The sequence below is a fragment of the Pseudomonas sp. NY8896 genome (genome assembly GCF_039634505.1).
Genome location: NZ_CP132350.1, coordinates 6,279,363 through 6,297,500 on the forward strand (window position 1 = coordinate 6,279,363; position 18,138 = coordinate 6,297,500).

12 protein-coding genes, 4 tRNA genes and 2 rRNA genes (1 of these 18 cut by a window edge) are annotated in these 18,138 nt (G+C 57.1%); all 18 read right to left on the bottom strand.

Features of this window, described 5'->3' with window-relative positions; genetic code table 11:
* Window positions 1–94 precede the first annotated feature (94 nt).
* Window positions 95–4,294, bottom strand: a complete 4,200-nt coding sequence (gene rpoC, locus Q9451_RS28470) for a DNA-directed RNA polymerase subunit beta' (protein ID WP_012270234.1) — start codon at window positions 4,292–4,294, stop codon at window positions 95–97.
* A gap of 64 nt (window positions 4,295–4,358) precedes the next feature.
* Complete coding sequence (rpoB, locus tag Q9451_RS28475) at window positions 4,359–8,432, bottom strand: DNA-directed RNA polymerase subunit beta (RefSeq protein WP_012270233.1); 4,074 nt, start codon at window positions 8,430–8,432, stop codon at window positions 4,359–4,361.
* Window positions 8,433–8,651: 219 nt separating this feature from the next.
* A complete protein-coding gene (gene rplL / locus Q9451_RS28480; RefSeq protein ID WP_003255496.1) occupies window positions 8,652–9,017 on the bottom strand; it encodes a 50S ribosomal protein L7/L12 in 366 nt (121 codons plus the stop codon).
* 77 nt (window positions 9,018–9,094) lie between these two features.
* Window positions 9,095–9,595 carry a 50S ribosomal protein L10 gene (gene rplJ / locus Q9451_RS28485; RefSeq protein ID WP_003255497.1) on the bottom strand — a complete coding sequence of 167 codons (501 nt, stop codon included), beginning with the start codon at window positions 9,593–9,595 and terminating at the stop codon, window positions 9,095–9,097.
* A 197-nt stretch (window positions 9,596–9,792) separates the two neighbouring features.
* Window positions 9,793–10,488, bottom strand: a complete 696-nt coding sequence (gene rplA / locus Q9451_RS28490; protein WP_012270232.1) for a 50S ribosomal protein L1 — start codon at window positions 10,486–10,488, stop codon at window positions 9,793–9,795.
* Window positions 10,488–10,919, bottom strand: a complete 432-nt coding sequence (gene rplK / locus Q9451_RS28495) for a 50S ribosomal protein L11 (RefSeq protein ID WP_003255500.1) — start codon at window positions 10,917–10,919, stop codon at window positions 10,488–10,490. The genes rplA and rplK overlap by 1 nt, the downstream gene beginning before the upstream one ends.
* A 119-nt stretch (window positions 10,920–11,038) precedes the next feature.
* Entirely contained in the window at window positions 11,039–11,572 is a 534-nt protein-coding gene (nusG, locus tag Q9451_RS28500) for a transcription termination/antitermination protein NusG (protein WP_003255501.1), read from the bottom strand.
* A gap of 9 nt (window positions 11,573–11,581) precedes the next feature.
* Window positions 11,582–11,950: a preprotein translocase subunit SecE gene (gene secE / locus Q9451_RS28505; protein WP_012270231.1), complete on the bottom strand. Its 369-nt coding sequence runs from the start codon at window positions 11,948–11,950 to the stop codon at window positions 11,582–11,584.
* Between the two features lie 44 nt (window positions 11,951–11,994).
* Window positions 11,995–12,070 (bottom strand) — tRNA-Trp (locus tag Q9451_RS28510).
* Between the two features lie 54 nt (window positions 12,071–12,124).
* The gene (gene tuf, locus Q9451_RS28515; RefSeq protein WP_003255489.1) at window positions 12,125–13,318 is read right to left on the bottom strand and encodes an elongation factor Tu; all 1,194 of its coding nucleotides are present in this window, start codon (window positions 13,316–13,318) and stop codon (window positions 12,125–12,127) included.
* Window positions 13,319–13,396: 78 nt separating this feature from the next.
* Window positions 13,397–13,472, bottom strand: a tRNA-Thr gene (locus tag Q9451_RS28520).
* A 29-nt stretch (window positions 13,473–13,501) separates the two neighbouring features.
* A tRNA-Gly gene (locus Q9451_RS28525) sits at window positions 13,502–13,575 on the bottom strand.
* Between the two features lie 24 nt (window positions 13,576–13,599).
* Window positions 13,600–13,683 (bottom strand) — tRNA-Tyr (locus Q9451_RS28530).
* A 152-nt stretch (window positions 13,684–13,835) separates the two neighbouring features.
* Window positions 13,836–14,261 carry a hypothetical protein gene (locus tag Q9451_RS28535; protein ID WP_012270230.1) on the bottom strand — a complete coding sequence of 142 codons (426 nt, stop codon included), beginning with the start codon at window positions 14,259–14,261 and terminating at the stop codon, window positions 13,836–13,838.
* Window positions 14,262–14,268: 7 nt separating this feature from the next.
* The gene (locus Q9451_RS28540; RefSeq protein ID WP_012270229.1) at window positions 14,269–15,018 is read right to left on the bottom strand and encodes a pantothenate kinase; all 750 of its coding nucleotides are present in this window, start codon (window positions 15,016–15,018) and stop codon (window positions 14,269–14,271) included.
* Window positions 15,008–15,967 (bottom strand): bifunctional biotin--[acetyl-CoA-carboxylase] ligase/biotin operon repressor BirA, encoded by a 960-nt coding sequence (gene birA / locus Q9451_RS28545; RefSeq protein ID WP_012270228.1) that lies wholly within the window; start codon window positions 15,965–15,967, stop codon window positions 15,008–15,010. The genes Q9451_RS28540 and birA overlap by 11 nt, the downstream gene beginning before the upstream one ends.
* A 212-nt stretch (window positions 15,968–16,179) precedes the next feature.
* Window positions 16,180–16,295: ribosomal RNA gene (gene rrf, locus Q9451_RS28550) — 5S ribosomal RNA — on the bottom strand.
* A gap of 136 nt (window positions 16,296–16,431) precedes the next feature.
* Window positions 16,432–18,138 (bottom strand): 23S ribosomal RNA (locus Q9451_RS28555) (it continues 1,186 nt past the right edge of the window).

The following is an 18,138-nucleotide window of genomic DNA, read 5'->3' on the forward strand; positions in this document are numbered from 1 at the left end:
GTCAAGACGAGGCCCCGACCAACCCCGCCCGATCATCGGCAACATTTTATGTCGCCGATGCCCGTTCGAGGCTGGTCGGGGCCCTGCCCTGTACTTAGTTACCGCTGGAATTCAGCGCTTCGGTCAGTGCGGCTTCCACCTCACTGGCACTTACGCGCAGCGGCTTGTCGGCATCACGGCGACGCTTGCGCTCGCTGTGGTAGGCCAGACCAGTACCAGCCGGGATCAGACGACCCACGACCACGTTCTCTTTCAGGCCGCGCAGGTAATCGCGCTTGCCGGTTACCGCCGCTTCGGTCAGTACGCGGGTGGTTTCCTGGAAGGAAGCCGCGGAGATGAACGATTCGGTCGACAGCGACGCCTTGGTGATACCCAGCAGCACGCGAGTGAACTTCGAGATGAACTTGTCCTCGCCGGCGAGACGCTCGTTCTCGACCAGTACGTGAGTCAGTTCCATCTGGTCGCCCTTGATGAAGCTGGAATCGCCCGACTCGGAGATCTCGACCTTGCGCAGCATCTGACGCAGGATGGTCTCGATGTGCTTGTCGTTGATCTTCACGCCTTGCAGACGGTAAACGTCCTGGATCTCGTTGACGATGTACTTCGCCAGCGCGCTCACACCCAGCAGACGCAGGATGTCGTGCGGATCGCTCGGGCCGTCGGAGATAACTTCACCGCGGTTTACCTGCTCACCTTCGAAGACGTTCAGGTGGCGCCACTTCGGAATCAGCTCTTCGTACGGATCGCTACCGTCGGTCGGAGTGATTACCAGGCGACGCTTGCCCTTGGTCTCTTTACCGAATGCGATGGTGCCGCTGACTTCAGCCAGAATCGAGGCTTCTTTCGGACGGCGCGCTTCGAACAAGTCGGCAACGCGCGGCAGACCACCGGTGATGTCACGGGTCTTCGACGTTTCTTGCGGGATACGCGCGATAACGTCACCAACACCGATCTGGGCACCGTCAGCCACACCAACGAGGGCGTTGGCTGGCAGGAAGTACTGAGCCGGTACGTCGGTACCAGGCAGGTACAGATCCTTGCCATTGGCATCGACCATCTTGATTGCCGGACGGATTTCCTTGCCTGCGGCAGGGCGATCCTTGACGTCCAGTACTTCAATGTTGGTCAAGCCGGTCAGCTCATCGGTCTGACGCTTGATGGTGATGTTTTCTTCCATGCCCACGAAGGTCACGGTACCTTTCAGCTCGGTAACGATCGGGTGGGTGTGCGGGTCCCACTTGGCGACGATGGCGCCAGCTTCGACCTTTTCACCTTCCTTGACCGAAATCACCGCACCGTAAGGCAGCTTGTAACGCTCACGCTCACGACCGAATTCGTCGGCGATGGCCAACTCACCGGAACGCGATACAGCAACCAAGTTGCCGTCGGCACGCTCAACCTGCTTCAGGTTGTGCAGACGCACCATACCGCCGTTCTTAACCTGGACGCTGTCAGCTGCCGAAGTACGGCTTGCAGCACCACCGATGTGGAACGTACGCATGGTCAGCTGGGTACCCGGCTCACCGATCGACTGCGCAGCGATAACGCCGACAGCTTCACCGATGTTCACCTGGTGACCACGCGCCAGGTCACGACCATAGCACTTGGCGCAGATGCCGTAGCGGGTTTCGCAGTTGATCGGCGAGCGTACGATAACTTCGTCGATGCTGTTCAGCTCGATGAATTCGACCCACTGCTCGTCGACCAGCGTACCGGCTGGAACGATGACATCTTCGGTACCTGGCTTGAATACGTCACGGGCGATTACACGACCCAGTACACGCTCACCCAGCGGCTCTACAACGTCACCGCCTTCGATGTGCGGAGTCATCAGCAGGCCATGGTCGGTGCCGCAGTCGATCTCGGTCACGACCAGGTCTTGCGCCACGTCTACCAGACGACGAGTCAGGTAACCGGAGTTAGCAGTCTTCAAGGCGGTATCCGCCAGACCCTTACGAGCACCGTGAGTCGAGATGAAGTACTGAAGTACGCTCAGACCTTCACGGAAGTTCGCAGTGATCGGCGTCTCGATGATCGAGCCGTCCGGCTTGGCCATCAGACCACGCATACCGGCCAGCTGACGGATCTGGGCCGCAGAACCCCGCGCACCCGAGTCAGCCATCATGTACATCGAGTTGAAGGACTCTTGCTCGACTTCCTTGCCCTCGCGGTCGATGACCTTCTCTTTCGAGAGGTTGGCCATCATCGCCTTGGACACTTCGTCGTTCGCCTTGGACCACAAGTCGATGACTTTGTTGTACTTCTCGCCCTGGGTTACCAGGCCGGAAGCGTACTGGCTCTCGATTTCCTTCACTTCATCGGTAGCGCTGTTGATGATGCGCGCTTTCTCATCAGGGATGACAAAGTCGTTCACACCAATGGACACGCCAGAGATGGTGGAGTAAGCGAAACCGGTGTACATCAGTTGGTCAGCGAAGATGACGGTCTCTTTCAGACCCACCACGCGGTAGCACTGGTTGATCAGCTTGGAGATCGCTTTCTTCTTCATCGGCTGGTTGACCACGTCGTACGGCAGACCTGCCGGTACAACCTGGAACAGCAGCGCACGGCCAACGGTGGTGTCGACGATGCGGGTGTTCTTGGTCACGCTGCCATCACGATCTTTCACGGTTTCGTTGATACGAACCTTGATTTTCGCGTGCAAGGCAGCCTCGCCGGCGCGGAATACGCGGTCGACTTCCTGCAGGTCGGCAAATACGCGACCTTCACCCTTGGCGTTGATGGCTTCACGGGTCATGTAGTAAAGACCCAGTACAACGTCCTGCGACGGAACGATGATTGGCTCACCGTTGGCTGGCGACAGGATGTTGTTGGTCGACATCATCAGCGCGCGCGCTTCGAGCTGGGCTTCCAGCGTCAGCGGCACGTGAACAGCCATCTGGTCACCGTCGAAGTCGGCGTTGTACGCGGCACAGACCAGCGGGTGCAGCTGAATAGCCTTACCTTCGATCAGTACCGGCTCAAAGGCCTGGATACCCAGACGGTGCAGTGTTGGTGCACGGTTGAGCAGTACGGGGTGTTCGCGAATCACTTCGGCGAGAACGTCCCACACCTCTGGCAGCTCGCGCTCGACCATCTTCTTGGCAGCCTTGATGGTGGTCGCCAGACCACGCATTTCAAGCTTGCCGAAAATGAACGGCTTGAACAGCTCGAGGGCCATCTTCTTCGGCAGACCGCACTGGTGCAGACGCAGGGTCGGGCCTACGGTAATTACCGAACGACCGGAGTAGTCCACGCGCTTACCGAGCAAGTTCTGACGGAAACGACCTTGCTTACCTTTGATCATGTCAGCCAGGGACTTCAGCGGACGCTTGTTCGAGCCAGTGATGGCGCGACCGCGACGGCCGTTGTCCAGCAGGGCGTCGACCGCTTCCTGCAGCATGCGCTTTTCGTTGCGCACGATGATGTCTGGCGCCGACAGATCCAGCAGGCGCTTCAGACGGTTGTTACGGTTGATCACCCGACGATACAGGTCGTTCAGGTCGGAGGTCGCGAAGCGGCCACCATCCAGCGGTACCAGCGGACGCAGATCCGGCGGCAGCACTGGCAGGACGGTCAGGACCATCCACTCAGGCAGGTTGCCCGAGCCCTGGAAAGCTTCCATCAGCTTCAGGCGCTTGGACAGCTTCTTGATCTTGGTTTCCGAGTTGGTCTGCGGAATTTCTTCGCGCAGGCGGCCAATCTCGTGCTCCAGGTCGATAGCGTGCAGCAGCTCGCGGACAGCCTCGGCACCCATGCGGGCGTCGAAGTCGTCACCGAACTCTTCCAGCGCTTCGAAGTACTGCTCATCGTTCAGCAGCTGGCCCTTCTCCAGGGTGGTCATGCCCGGATCGATAACGACATAGCTCTCGAAGTAGAGCACGCGCTCGATGTCACGCAGGGTCATGTCCATCAGCAAGCCGATACGGGACGGCAGCGATTTCAGGAACCAGATGTGAGCAACTGGCGAGGCCAGTTCGATGTGCGCCATGCGCTCACGACGAACCTTCGCCAAGGCAACTTCAACGCCGCACTTCTCGCAGATCACACCGCGGTGCTTGAGGCGCTTGTACTTGCCGCACAGGCACTCGTAGTCCTTGACTGGGCCAAAGATCTTGGCGCAGAACAGGCCGTCGCGCTCAGGCTTGAACGTACGGTAGTTGATGGTTTCCGGCTTCTTAACTTCACCGAACGACCACGAACGGATCATTTCAGGCGACGCCAGACCGATACGGATGGCGTCGAACTCTTCGACTTGACCCTGGTTTTTCAGCAAATTCAGTAGGTCTTTCAAGGCCTTTCCTCCTGGCGGAGCAGGGAGCGGGCATTACCTGCCCCACTCCCCTTCGCGTCACGTGTTATTCGGTTTCCAGATCGATATCGATACCGAGCGAACGGATCTCTTTGATCAACACGTTGAAGGACTCGGGCATGCCCGGCTCCATACGGTGATCGCCATCCACGATGTTCTTGTACATCTTGGTACGGCCGTTCACGTCGTCCGACTTCACTGTGAGCATTTCTTGCAGGGTGTATGCCGCGCCGTATGCTTCCAGCGCCCACACTTCCATCTCCCCGAAACGCTGACCACCGAACTGCGCCTTACCACCCAGCGGCTGTTGGGTAACCAGACTGTAGGAACCAGTGGAACGCGCGTGCATCTTGTCGTCCACCAAGTGGTTCAGCTTGAGCATGTACATGTAACCAACGGTCACAGGGCGCTCGAACTTGTTGCCGGTACGGCCATCGAACAGCACCATCTGGCCGCTCTCTGGCAGGTCGGCCAGCTTCAGCATGGCCTTGATCTCGCGTTCCTTGGCACCATCGAAGACCGGGGTAGCCATAGGCACGCCTTTCTTCAGGTTGTTGGCCAGGGCCAGGATCTCTTCGTCGGTGAACTCGTCGAGGTTTTCCTGACGACCGCCGATCTCGTTGTAGACCTCGGTCAGGAACACGCGCAGCTCAGCGGCTTTGCGCTGCTCTTCGAGCATGCGGTCGATCTTCTCGCCCAGGCCCTTGGCCGCCAGGCCCAGGTGGGTTTCAAGGATCTGACCAACGTTCATACGCGAAGGTACGCCCAGCGGGTTCAGTACGACGTCAACCGGAGTACCGTTGGCATCGTGCGGCATGTCTTCTACCGGCATGATTACCGAGACAACACCTTTGTTACCGTGACGACCGGCCATCTTGTCACCCGGCTGGATGCGACGGCGGATTGCCAGGTAAACCTTGACGATCTTCAGTACGCCCGGCGCCAGGTCATCGCCCTGCTGCAGCTTGCGCTTCTTGTCTTCGAACTTGTCGTCCAGCAGACGGCGACGGTCGACGATGTACTGCTGAGCCTTTTCCAGCTGCTCGTTCAGTGCATCTTCAGCCATGCGCAGCTTGAACCACTGGCCGTGCTCCAGACCGTCCAGCACTTCGTCAGTGATCACGGTGCCTTTCTTCAGGCCCGCGCCACCGTCGACCACCTGGCCGTTCAGGGCAGAACGCAGACGCTCGAAGGTTGCACCTTCGACGATGCGGAACTCTTCGTTGAGGTCCTTGCGGATCTCGTCCAGCTGCATCTTCTCGATGGCCAGGGCGCGGCTGTCGCGCTCGACGCCATCACGGGTGAAGACCTGTACGTCGATGACAGTACCCTTGGTGCCGGTTGGCACACGCAGGGAGGTGTCCTTAACGTCGCTGGCCTTCTCACCGAAGATTGCGCGCAGCAGTTTTTCTTCCGGAGTCAGCTGGGTTTCGCCTTTTGGCGTGACTTTGCCGACCAGGATGTCGCCAGCGCCGACTTCAGCACCTACGTAAACGATACCGGCTTCGTCCAGCTTGTTCAGTGCAGCTTCACCCACGTTCGGGATGTCCGCAGTGATTTCCTCTGGGCCAAGCTTGGTGTCACGCGCCACACAGGTCAGTTCCTGAATGTGGATGGTGGTGAAGCGGTCTTCCTGAACCACACGCTCGGACAGGCAGATGGAGTCTTCGAAGTTGAAGCCGTTCCACGCCATGAACGCAATGCGCATGTTCTGACCCAGTGCCAGCTCACCCATGTCGGTGGACGGGCCGTCGGCCATGATGTCGCTACGCTGAACCTTGTCACCCTTGCTCACCAGCGGACGCTGGTTGATGCAGGTGTTCTGGTTCGAACGGGTGTATTTGGTCAGGTTGTAGATATCTACACCTGCTTCACCGGTTTCCACCTCGTCGTCGTTAACGCGAACAACGATACGGCTGGCGTCGACCGAATCGATCACACCACCGCGGCGAGCAACCACGCAGACACCGGAGTCACGGGCAACGTTGCGCTCCATGCCGGTACCTACCAGCGGCTTGTCAGCACGCAGGGTCGGTACAGCCTGACGCTGCATGTTCGAGCCCATCAATGCACGGTTGGCGTCGTCGTGCTCAAGGAACGGAATCAGCGACGCAGCAACAGAAACAACCTGCTTCGGCGAAACGTCCATCAGGGTGACGTCTTCCGGCGCCTTGACGGTGAATTCGTTGAGGTGACGAACAGCTACCAGCTCATCGATCAGTTGCTTCTTCTCGTTCATCGCGGCCGAAGCCTGGGCGATGACGTGATCCGCTTCTTCAATGGCCGACAGGAACACGATGTCGTCGCTGACAACGCCTTCCTTCACCACGCGGTACGGGCTTTCCAGGAAACCGTACTGGTTGGTGCGGGCATAGGCCGCCAGGGAGTTGATCAGGCCGATGTTCGGACCTTCAGGGGTCTCGATCGGGCACACACGGCCGTAGTGGGTCGGGTGTACGTCACGAACTTCGAAGCCGGCACGCTCACGGGTCAGACCGCCAGGGCCGAGTGCGGAAACGCGGCGCTTGTGGGTGATCTCGGAGAGCGGGTTGTTCTGGTCCATGAACTGGGACAGCTGGCTGGAACCGAAGAACTCTTTCACCGCCGCCGCAACCGGCTTGGCGTTGATCAGGTCTTGCGGCATCAGGCCTTCGCTTTCTGCCATCGACAGACGTTCCTTGACCGCACGCTCGACGCGCACCAGGCCAACACGGAACTGGTTTTCAGCCATTTCGCCGACGCAACGTACGCGACGGTTACCCAGGTGGTCGATGTCGTCGACGATGCCCTTGCCGTTACGGATATCGACCAGGGTCTTCAGGACCTCGACGATGTCTTCCTTGCTCAGCACGCCCGAACCTTCGATCTCGGTACGACCGATACGACGGTTGAACTTCATGCGGCCTACGGCCGACAGGTCGTAACGCTCGGCGCTGAAGAACAGGTTGTTGAACAGGGTCTCGGCTGCATCCTTGGTTGGCGGCTCGCCTGGACGCATCATGCGGTAGATTTCGACCAGAGCTTCCAGCTGGTTGCTGGTGGTGTCGATCTTCAGGGTGTCGGAGATGAACGGACCGCAATCAATGTCGTTGGTGTACAGGGTCTCGATACGGACAACCTGCGCCTTGGCGACCTTGATCAGCAGTTCGGTGGTCATCTCGGTGTTGCATTCAGCGAGGATCTCGCCGGTAGCCGGATGCACGATAGCCTTGGCGGTAGTGCGACCCAGGACGTATTCCATTGGAACGTCCAGCTGCTTGACGCCGGCTTTTTCGAGCTGGTTGATGTGGCGCGCGGTGATACGACGGCCTTGCTCAACGATGACTTTGCCGGTTTCGTCATGGATGTCCATGACTGCAACTTCACCACGCAGACGCTGCGGCACCAGTTCCAGGCTGAGTTTCTCGCCGGAAATGTGGAACACGTTGGTGGTATAGAAGGTGTTCAGCACTTCTTCAGTGCTGTAACCCAGGGCGCGCAGAAGCACCGAGGCCGGCAGTTTGCGGCGACGGTCGATACGCACGAACACGCAGTCCTTCGGGTCGAACTCGAAGTCCAGCCAGGAGCCGCGGTAAGGGATGATGCGAGCGGAGTACAGCAGCTTGCCGGAGCTGTGAGTCTTGCCACGGTCGTGGTCGAAGAACACACCAGGCGAACGGTGCAGCTGGGAAACGATCACACGCTCGGTACCGTTGATAACGAAGGTACCGTTCTCAGTCATCAGGGGGATTTCACCCATGTAGACTTCTTGCTCTTTGATGTCCTTGATCGCTTTGTTCGACGATTCCTTGTCGAAGATGATCAGGCGCACCTTGACCCGCAGTGGGACCGCGAAGGTCACGCCACGCAGGACACATTCCTTCACATCGAAGGCGGGCTCGCCCAGGCGATAGCCTACGTACTCCAGGGCAGCATTGCCGGAGTAGCTGATGATCGGGAATACCGATTTGAAGGCCGCGTGCAGGCCGACGTCGCGGAAGTGATCCTTGGATGCTCCCGCTTGCAGGAATTCGCGATACGAATCCAGCTGGATGGCCAGGAGGTAAGGCACATCCATAACGTCCGGCAACTTGCTAAAGTCCTTGCGGATACGTTTTTTCTCAGTGTATGAGTAAGCCATCAGCGTTCCCCAGCTTGGTCACCTGCTTGTTTGGCTTCTCCCGGCGGGAGCAGCCAGAAAATCGTGCAAACCCCTTGGTTTGCGCCACCCACATGGGTGTCTTGCAGCTCGTTATCGGGACCGGCCTGACCGGCCACCAATAACGGAAAAAGGCCGGTGGCATAAGCCACCAGCCATCAGCCTTCGCTCAACGCTCAGGCTGGCATCGCACAGTCGAGATTACTTCAGCTCGACTTTGGCGCCTGCTTCTTCCAGCTTCTTCTTAGCGTCTTCAGCGGCTTCTTTCGAAACGCCTTCAGCTACTACCTGAGGAGCGCCATCGACTTTCTCTTTGGCTTCTTTCAGGCCCAGACCGGTCAGTTCGCGAACGGCTTTGATCACGTTCACTTTCTTGTCGCCGGCTTCAACCAGAACAACGTTGAACTCGGTCTGCTCTTCAACAACGGCAGCAGCAGCAGCTGGGCCAGCAGCGGCAACAGCAGCGGTAACGCCGAAGGTTTCTTCCATTGCTTTGATCAGCTCAACAACTTCCAGAACGGTTTTCTGGCCGATTGCTTCGATGATTTGTTCGTTAGTCAGAGACATGACTTAAATCCTGTATTGGGGTGACAGCCTACGCAGCCATCAAATTAAACGTATGATTTTGAAAGAGTTCGCGTGCCTTAGGCAGCGGTAGCTTCTTTCTGGTCGCGAATGGCTGCCAGAGTACGAGCCAGCTTGCTGGTGGCGCCTTGGATAACGCTCATCAGTCGTGCAATAGCTTCGTCGCGGGTCGGCAGGGTAGCCAACACGTCGATCTGGTTCGCTGCAATGAAATTGCCGTCAAACGCAGCTGCCTTGATCTCGAACTTGTCCTGACCCTTGGCGAACTCTTTGAACAGACGAGCAGCAGCGCCCGGGTGTTCGTTGGAGAAAGCAATCAGGGTCGGGCCTTTGAACGCGTCGTTGAGGATCGAAAATTCGGTGCCTTCAACAGCGCGCTTGAGCAGGGTGTTACGTACAACACGTACGTAAACGCCAGCTTCGCGGGCCTCTTTACGGAGTCCGGTCATTGCGCTTACAGTCACACCACGGGCATCGGCCACGACAGCGGACAGAGCGACTTTGGCAGCCTCGTTGACTTCAGCGACGATGGCCTTCTTGTCTTCGAGTTTAATTGCCACGGGTTTACTCCTGGTTTTTACCGTTTCATCTGGCCGAAGCCGGATGTCGTTTTGGTGTCTGATTCGGTAACGAATCGGGAGCACCATCTGCGTGGGCTGGTGTTTTAAGGCTTGCGCCGCCTACGGTCTTGGATAGCCCCCGCCAGGCAGGGACCCCAATTTTTGCTGGCGGCGCGACTGGTCGCGCCGCCATGTTCTTACACGTTCAGCGAGCTCTGATCGATGACCAGACCTGGGCCCATGGTGGTGCTCAGGGTAACGCGCTTGACGTAGATACCTTTCGAAGAAGCTGGCTTGATACGCTTCAGATCAGCGATCAGGGCCTCAACGTTTTCCTTCAGCTTGCCAGCTTCAAAGCCGACCTTGCCAACGGAAGTGTGGATGATACCGTTTTTGTCGGTACGGTAGCGAACCTGACCAGCCTTGGCGTTTTTCACGGCAGTGGCTACGTCTGGGCTAACGGTACCAACTTTCGGGTTAGGCATCAGGCCGCGAGGACCCAGAACCTGACCCAGTTGACCTACAACGCGCATGGCATCAGGCGATGCGATGACGACGTCATAGTTCAGGTCGCCGGCTTTCATTTCGGCAGCCAGATCGTCCATACCTACACGGTCAGCGCCGGCAGCCAGAGCGGCTTCAGCAGCTGGACCCTGGGTGAAGACAGCAACGCGAACGGTCTTACCAGTGCCGTGTGGCAGCACAGTAGCGCTACGTACGACCTGGTCGGATTTACGCGGGTCAACACCGAGGTTAACGGCGATGTCGTAGGACTCGACGAACTTGGCAGCAGGCAGCGAAGCCAGCAGAGTTGCCGCTTCTTCGAAGTTGTAGGACTTGCCTGCTTCGATTTTTTCGGCGATTGCCTTTTGGCGCTTGGTCAGCTTAGCCATTACACACCCTCCACGTTCAGGCCCATGCTGCGGGCAGAGCCAGCGATGGTGCGTACAGCAGCATCCAGGTCAGCGGCAGTCAGATCAGCCTGTTTAGCTTTGGCGATGTCTTCCAGCTGAGCACGGGTAACGGTACCGACTTTAACGGTGTTCGGACGAGCCGAACCACTGGTCAGGCCAGCAGCTTTCTTCAGCAGAACCGAGGCAGGGGTGCTCTTGGTCTCGAAGGTGAAGCTACGGTCGCTGTAGACAGTGATGATCACTGGAGTCGGCAGGCCGGCTTCTTGACCCTGAGTACGGGCGTTGAAGGCCTTGCAGAATTCCATGATGTTCACACCATGTTGACCCAGTGCTGGACCAACGGGCGGGCTTGGGTTGGCCTGGCCGGCCTTAACTTGCAGCTTGATGTAAGCCTGAATCTTCTTAGCCATGAGCTACTCCAAAATCGGGTACAAACGCCTGATGGCTCCCCGGATGACTTGCGTTTTATCCCAGTGACGACAAAACCCCGCAACACACAGGGCTGCGGGGTTTGGGATGCTTCGTCCGCCTAGACCTTTTCGACCTGGCTGAACTCGAGCTCCACCGGAGTAGAGCGACCGAAAATGAGCACTGCAACCTGCAGGCGGCTCTTTTCGTAGTTAACCTCTTCGACACTACCATTGAAGTCAGCGAACGGACCGTCAATGACTCGAACCACTTCACCTGGCTCGAACAGCGTCTTCGGCTTCGGCTTGTCGCTGCCGTCGGCAACACGACGCAGGATAGCCTCAGCTTCTTTATCAGTGATCGGCGCAGGCTTATCTGCAGTACCACCGATAAAGCCCATCACACGAGGGGTATCCTTGACCAAGTGCCAAGTCCCTTCGTTCATCTCCATCTGGACCAATACATAGCCAGGGAAGAATTTACGCTCACTCTTACGCTTCTGGCCGTTGCGCATTTCGACGACTTCTTCGGTCGGGACCAGGATCTCGCCGAAACCGTCTTCCATGCCAGCCAGCTTGACGCGCTCAATCAGGGAGCGCATTACATGCTTCTCGTAACCCGAGTAAGCATGCACAACATACCAACGCTTAGCCACGGGACACCTTTAGCCAACGATCAAGGAGACCGCCCAGCCGAGCAGGGAATCAAGACCCCACAGCAGCAGTGCCATAACCAGCACAACAGCCACGACAATCAGCGTGGTCTGGGTGGTTTCCTGGCGGGTCGGCCACACGACTTTACGAATCTCGGTACGAGCTTCCTTCGCAAGCGAAAAGAACGACTTGCCCTTCGCAGTCTGCAGAGCTACAAAGCCCGCGACAGCAGCCAGGACGAGAAGTGCGAGAACGCGATACAGGATTGGAGAGGCGGAGTAGTATTGATTACCCACAACACCAACAACCACCAAAGCCACTACAGCCAGCCACTTGAACAGATCAAAACGCGATTCTTGGGCTTCAGTTTTGGGAGTCATCGAGGAGGATCCTGTAAGAAGAAAGCCATCACACCGAAGTGAAATGGCAGGTCAGGAGGGAATCGAACCCCCAACCTACGGTTTTGGAGACCGTCGCTCTGCCAATTGAGCTACTGACCTGTAACGCTGTATCAGGCCGGCAATTATACCGGCCTGATCAAGTAAATCAACTACTTATTCAATAATTTTTGCTACGACACCGGCGCCGACGGTACGACCGCCTTCACGGATTGCGAAGCGCAGACCGTCTTCCATTGCGATGGTCTTGATCAGGGTAACAGTCATCTGAATGTTGTCACCTGGCATTACCATTTCAACGCCTTCCGGCAGTTCGCAGTTACCGGTCACGTCAGTGGTACGGAAGTAGAACTGAGGACGGTAGCCTTTGAAGAACGGAGTGTGACGACCGCCTTCTTCCTTCGACAGAACGTAGACTTCTGCGGTGAACTTGGTGTGCGGCTTGACCGAACCTGGCTTGACCAGAACCTGGCCACGCTCAACGTCGTCACGCTTGGTACCACGCAGCAGAACGCCGCAGTTCTCGCCAGCACGACCTTCGTCCAGCAGCTTGCGGAACATCTCAACGCCGGTGCAGGTGGTGGTGGTGGTGTCACGCAGACCAACGATTTCCAGCGGATCCTGAACGCGGACGATACCACGCTCGATACGACCGGTAACAACGGTACCACGACCCGAGATCGAGAATACGTCTTCGATCGGCATCAGGAACGGCTGGTCGATGGCACGAACTGGCTCAGGAATGTAGCTGTCCAGAGTCTCTACCAGCTTCTTAACAGCGGTAGTGCCCATTTCGTTGTCGTCTTTGCCTTCCAGGGCCATACGAGCGGAACCGATGATGATCGGAGTGTCGTCACCTGGGAAGTCGTAGGTGGACAGCAGGTCGCGAACTTCCATCTCGACCAGTTCCAGCAGCTCAGCGTCGTCTACCAGGTCAGCCTTGTTCAGGAAGACCACGATGTACGGAACGCCAACCTGACGGGACAGCAGGATGTGCTCACGGGTTTGTGGCATCGGACCATCGGCGGCCGAGCAAACCAGGATCGCGCCGTCCATCTGGGCAGCACCGGTGATCATGTTCTTCACGTAGTCAGCGTGACCTGGGCAGTCAACGTGAGCGTAGTGACGAATGGTCGAGTTGTACTCAACGTGAGCGGTGTTGATGGTGATACCGCGCGCTTTTTCTTCCGGAGCCGAGTCGATCTTGTCGAACTCAACGATTGCCGAACCGAAAACTTCGGAGCAAACGCGAGTCAGAGCTGCGGTCAGAGTGGTCTTACCGTGGTCAACGTGGCCGATAGTGCCGACGTTAACGTGGGGAAGGGAACGATCAAACTTTTCCTTAGCCATCGATACAATCCTCCGCAGAAGAAATAGTCTTGCGCTGATAAAACAAAGGCAGATATTTTCATATCTGCCTTGTTTATATGGAGCTCTTGAGCGGACTTGAACCGCTGACCTCACCCTTACCAAGGGTGTGCTCTACCAACTGAGCTACAAGAGCGAAACACTTTGTGCAAAACCCAGCAAACTTGGAGCGGGTAGCGGGAATCGAACCCGCATCATCAGCTTGGAAGGCTGAGGTTCTACCACTAAACTATACCCGCGGAGCTTGCGGCTCTCGCTAAAACTGGTGGAGGGAGAAGGATTCGAACCTTCGAAGCTCTCGCAACGGATTTACAGTCCGTCCCCTTTGACCGCTCGGGAATCCCTCCAGATGTGGCCGGCATTCTATTTGTCTGCCGTCCTAGTGTCAAGCGTTTTTTCAAATTTTTTCAATCAAATCTGAAACTTAGCTGCTTTGACACCGCTTCCAGCTCTACCACCTGAGTGGTGTTCCCTGTGAAGCGGGCGCCATTCTATCAAGCTATTCGCCAGTTGCAATACCCTGGCAGAAAATAATTTTATGTTTTAAGTCTTTGAAATCATTGGAAAGAGCCGAGAGTACCGTTTGGTCCAGCAAACGCTCGCTTTCCGGGGCCACCTTGAGCCAGCGCCCATCCGCTCCAGGCAACTGCCCCATCACTGGCAGGGTGGCAATATCCAGGCTCAGCAGGCGCTGGCGCAGTGCTTCCAACTGCTCCTGCTGCTCCACCCCCCCCACTACCAGGCATTCATCACGGCGCTTGGCTGGCGCCGACACACCCGTTTCACGTAACAGACGGATTTCTTGCTGATTCCCCTTGTACAGAGACAGTGGGGCGACTTCCTTGACCTTCAGCGGTGCTTCCTGCTGATGCCACACGTAATAGAAGACGTTAAGCACCAGTAACAGCAGAAACAACCAACGCATAGGCACCTCAATCCAATGGGCAGGCCATGGCCAGGCCAACGAAAACCAGGTCCGGTACGACACGCGCCTGCGGTACGGCCTCCCTCACCAGCGGTGCATCGCCGCCAGTAAGGAACACTGTGAATGCCTCCCCCCAAAGCGCGCGTGCCTGCTCGAGCTGGGTGCGGGCAAAGCCCTGAAGCATTAACACGCAACCGCGCTCTACCGCCTCGACGGTGGAGCGACCCGGTGACAAGCTAGTCAGTGCACGCTCAGCGGAAGCATCGTCATAGCGGATACGCCGGGTGTGAGTACGCAACTGGCTGCGCATCAAGGGCATCCCCGGGCAGATGTAGCCGCCCAGGTGCTCGCCGTCCGCAGCAACAAAGTCCGCTTTGGCGGCAGTCCCCAGGTCGATTACCAGGCACGCGCCCCCGGCCAGGTGAAATGCACCCAGCGCAGCCAGCCAACGGTCCATACCCAGGCGCTGATAGTCGTCATAACCGTTGCGCACACCGGCCATGCTCTGTGCCGGATGCGCAACGCGCGCCTGCACGGCAAAAGCCTGGGCAATCAACGCACAAAGCGCATCGGTTTCTTCCTCGCTGCGCACACTGACAATACGACAGCCCGTTAGACGCACGGAAGCCAGCGCCGCCACTGCAGCCAGCAGCGCTTGATCGGAATCGACGATCCCGCCACCTTCAATCACTGCGTCAGCAGCATGAATTACCCGCCACTTGATGAAGCTGTTACCGCAGTCGAGCTCAAGAATCATCACGCAACCTCAAACTGAGCTCACCACCACTGAAGCTCTTTTCAACTCCGTCCACCTCAAGGCGCAAGCCGCCCTGCCCGTCGACGCCAAGAACCACGCCATCAATACGCGTACTGCCGGCAACCAGTGAAACATTGCGCCCTTGCCAAAGGTGCGCCTGCTCCCACTCCTCTTGGAATGCGGCAAACCCATAGCGACGATGACGTGCCAATTCATGCTGCAATTGCTGATTGAGCGACGCTACCAAGTGGTTGCGATCTATTGCCGCACCCACCTCACGTCGCATCGAGGTCCACTCCTGGTCGACCTGGTCGTTGGCCTGCATGTTCACATTGATACCGATACCCAGTACCACATGACAGACGTCGGCCGGATCACCCACCAGCTCCAGGAGAATACCGGTGATCTTCTGCCCGCGAACCAACACGTCATTGGGCCATTTGAGCCCTACATCTTTTACGCCGAACGCCTGCAGAGTGCGCATTACCGCAACCCCCACCACCAGGCTCAAGCCTTCGAGCTGGCGCATGCCGCCATCCACACGCAAGACAAGGCTGTAATAGAGGTTCTCGGCAAATGGGCTGACCCATTGGCGGCCACGTCGACCGCGGCCGGCACTCTGCCGCTCAGCCAGCACCACAAATGGCGCTGCCTGCCCCTGATTGGCAAGCCTCAAGCCTTCGGCATTGGTCGAGTCGACGCTTTCATGGATGAAAACCGGCCACTGCTCGCTTTCGGCAAAGCCGGCTATTGCCTGAGCCTCGAGCAAAGCTAGTGGTGTCGCCAGCTGATAGCCGCGCCCACGAACCTTGTGAATGGTGAGGTTCAGCTCGCCTTCCAGGTGCTGCAGCTGTTTCCAAACGGCGCTGCGACTCACCCCGAGGGCTTCCCCCAGAGCTTCTCCGGAATGGAACCGGCCATCCTTGAGAAGATTCAACAACTTCAGCATGCCAGTCTCGACTTGGAATAAGGCAGGCATGATAGCCATGGGCTGTTGGCTTGCATAGGAAAAGGGCCTGCCGCCGGAGCGTTTGCAGATGCAGGCGCGAACACCGCGTCGCCTGCGTCGCAGGCTTGCCCGCTCCTACAGGCGCCAGATTTTTTTCACCACAAAGACAAAACCCCTACCTGCATGCGCAGATAGGGGTTTTGCGAAATGAATCTTGACGATGACCTACTCTCACATGGGGAAACCCCACACTACCATCGGCGATGCATCGTTTCACTGCTGAGTTCGGGATGGGATCAGGTGGTTCCAATGCTCTATGGTCGTCAAGAAATTCTGTAGCCAGAATGTCCAGATGGACAGCCCAGCGAATTCGGATATGTGATTGTGTGGTTCGTTGCGAACTTTCGGTTCGTATCATCTTCACCACCGCAATTTGGCTGACGCGCAAATTGCTTGGGTGTTATATGGTCAAGCCTCACGGGCAATTAGTATTGGTTAGCTCAACGCCTCACAGCGCTTACACACCCAACCTATCAACGTCGTAGTCTTCGACGGCCCTTTAGGGGATTCAAGATCCCAGTGAGATCTCATCTTGAGGCAAGTTTCCCGCTTAGATGCTTTCAGCGGTTATCTCTTCCGAACATAGCTACCCGGCAATGCCACTGGCGTGACAACCGGAACACCAGAGGTTCGTCCACTCCGGTCCTCTCGTACTAGGAGCAGCCCCTCTCAAATCTCAAACGTCCACGGCAGATAGGGACCGAACTGTCTCACGACGTTCTAAACCCAGCTCGCGTACCACTTTAAATGGCGAACAGCCATACCCTTGGGACCGGCTTCAGCCCCAGGATGTGATGAGCCGACATCGAGGTGCCAAACACCGCCGTCGATATGAACTCTTGGGCGGTATCAGCCTGTTATCCCCGGAGTACCTTTTATCCGTTGAGCGATGGCCCTTCCATACAGAACCACCGGATCACTAAGACCTACTTTCGTACCTGCTCGACGTGTGTGTCTCGCAGTCAAGCGCGCTTTTGCCTTTATACTCTACGACCGATTTCCGACCGGTCTGAGCGCACCTTCGTACTCCTCCGTTACTCTTTGGGAGGAGACCGCCCCAGTCAAACTACCCACCATACACTGTCCTCGATCCGGATAACGGACCTGAGTTAGAACCTCAAAGTTGCCAGGGTGGTATTTCAAGGATGGCTCCATGAGAACTGGCGTCCCCACTTCAAAGCCTCCCACCTATCCTACACAAGCAAATTCAAAGTCCAGTGCAAAGCTATAGTAAAGGTTCACGGGGTCTTTCCGTCTAGCCGCGGATACACTGCATCTTCACAGCGATTTCAATTTCACTGAGTCTCGGGTGGAGACAGCGCCGCCATCGTTACGCCATTCGTGCAGGTCGGAACTTACCCGACAAGGAATTTCGCTACCTTAGGACCGTTATAGTTACGGCCGCCGTTTACCGGGGCTTCGATCAAGAGCTTCGCTTGCGCTAACCCCATCAATTAACCTTCCGGCACCGGGCAGGCGTCACACCCTATACGTCCACTTTCGTGTTTGCAGAGTGCTGTGTTTTTAATAAACAGTCGCAGCGGCCTGGTATCTTCGACCGGCATGGGCTTACGGAGCAAGTCCTTGACCCTCGCCGGCGCACCTTCTCCCGAAGTTACGGTGCCATTTTGCCTAGTTCCTTCACCCGAGTTCTCTCAAGCGCCTTGGTATTCTCTACCTAACCACCTGTGTCGGTTTGGGGTACGGTTCCCAGTTATCTGAAGCTTAGGAGCTTTTCTTGGAAGCATGGTATCAACCACTTCGTCGCCTAAAGGCAACTCGTCATCAGCTCTCGGCCTTAGAATCCCGGATTTGCCTAAGATTCCAGCCTACCACCTTAAACCTGGACAACCAACGCCAGGCTGGCCTAACCTTCTCCGTCCCTCCATCGCAATAACTGGAAGTACAGGAATATTAACCTGTTTTCCATCGACTACGCTTTTCAGCCTCGCCTTAGGGACCGACTAACCCTGCGTCGATTAACGTTGCGCAGGAAACCTTGGTCTTTCGGCGTGCGAGTTTTTCACTCGCATTGTCGTTACTCATGTCAGCATTCGCACTTCTGATACCTCCAGCAAGCTTCTCAACTCACCTTCACAGGCTTACAGAAC

Excerpts from the sequence above, each read along its gene's own strand:
- rplA (WP_012270232.1), bottom strand. The coding sequence starts at position 10,488 with ATGGCTAAGCTGACCAAGCGCCAAAAGGCAATCGCCGAAAAAATCGAA.
- Q9451_RS28540 (WP_012270229.1), bottom strand. The coding sequence starts at position 15,018 with ATGATTCTTGAGCTCGACTGCGGTAACAGCTTCATCAAGTGGCGGGTA.
- Q9451_RS28535 (WP_012270230.1), bottom strand. The coding sequence starts at position 14,261 with ATGCGTTGGTTGTTTCTGCTGTTACTGGTGCTTAACGTCTTCTATTAC.
- rplL (WP_003255496.1), bottom strand. The coding sequence starts at position 9,017 with ATGTCTCTGACTAACGAACAAATCATCGAAGCAATCGGCCAGAAAACC.
- rpoB (WP_012270233.1), bottom strand. The coding sequence starts at position 8,432 with ATGGCTTACTCATACACTGAGAAAAAACGTATCCGCAAGGACTTTAGC.
- secE (WP_012270231.1), bottom strand. The coding sequence starts at position 11,950 with ATGACTCCCAAAACTGAAGCCCAAGAATCGCGTTTTGATCTGTTCAAG.
- rplK (WP_003255500.1), bottom strand. The coding sequence starts at position 10,919 with ATGGCTAAGAAGATTCAGGCTTACATCAAGCTGCAAGTTAAGGCCGGC.
- tuf (WP_003255489.1), bottom strand. The coding sequence starts at position 13,318 with ATGGCTAAGGAAAAGTTTGATCGTTCCCTTCCCCACGTTAACGTCGGC.
- birA (WP_012270228.1), bottom strand. The coding sequence starts at position 15,967 with ATGCTGAAGTTGTTGAATCTTCTCAAGGATGGCCGGTTCCATTCCGGA.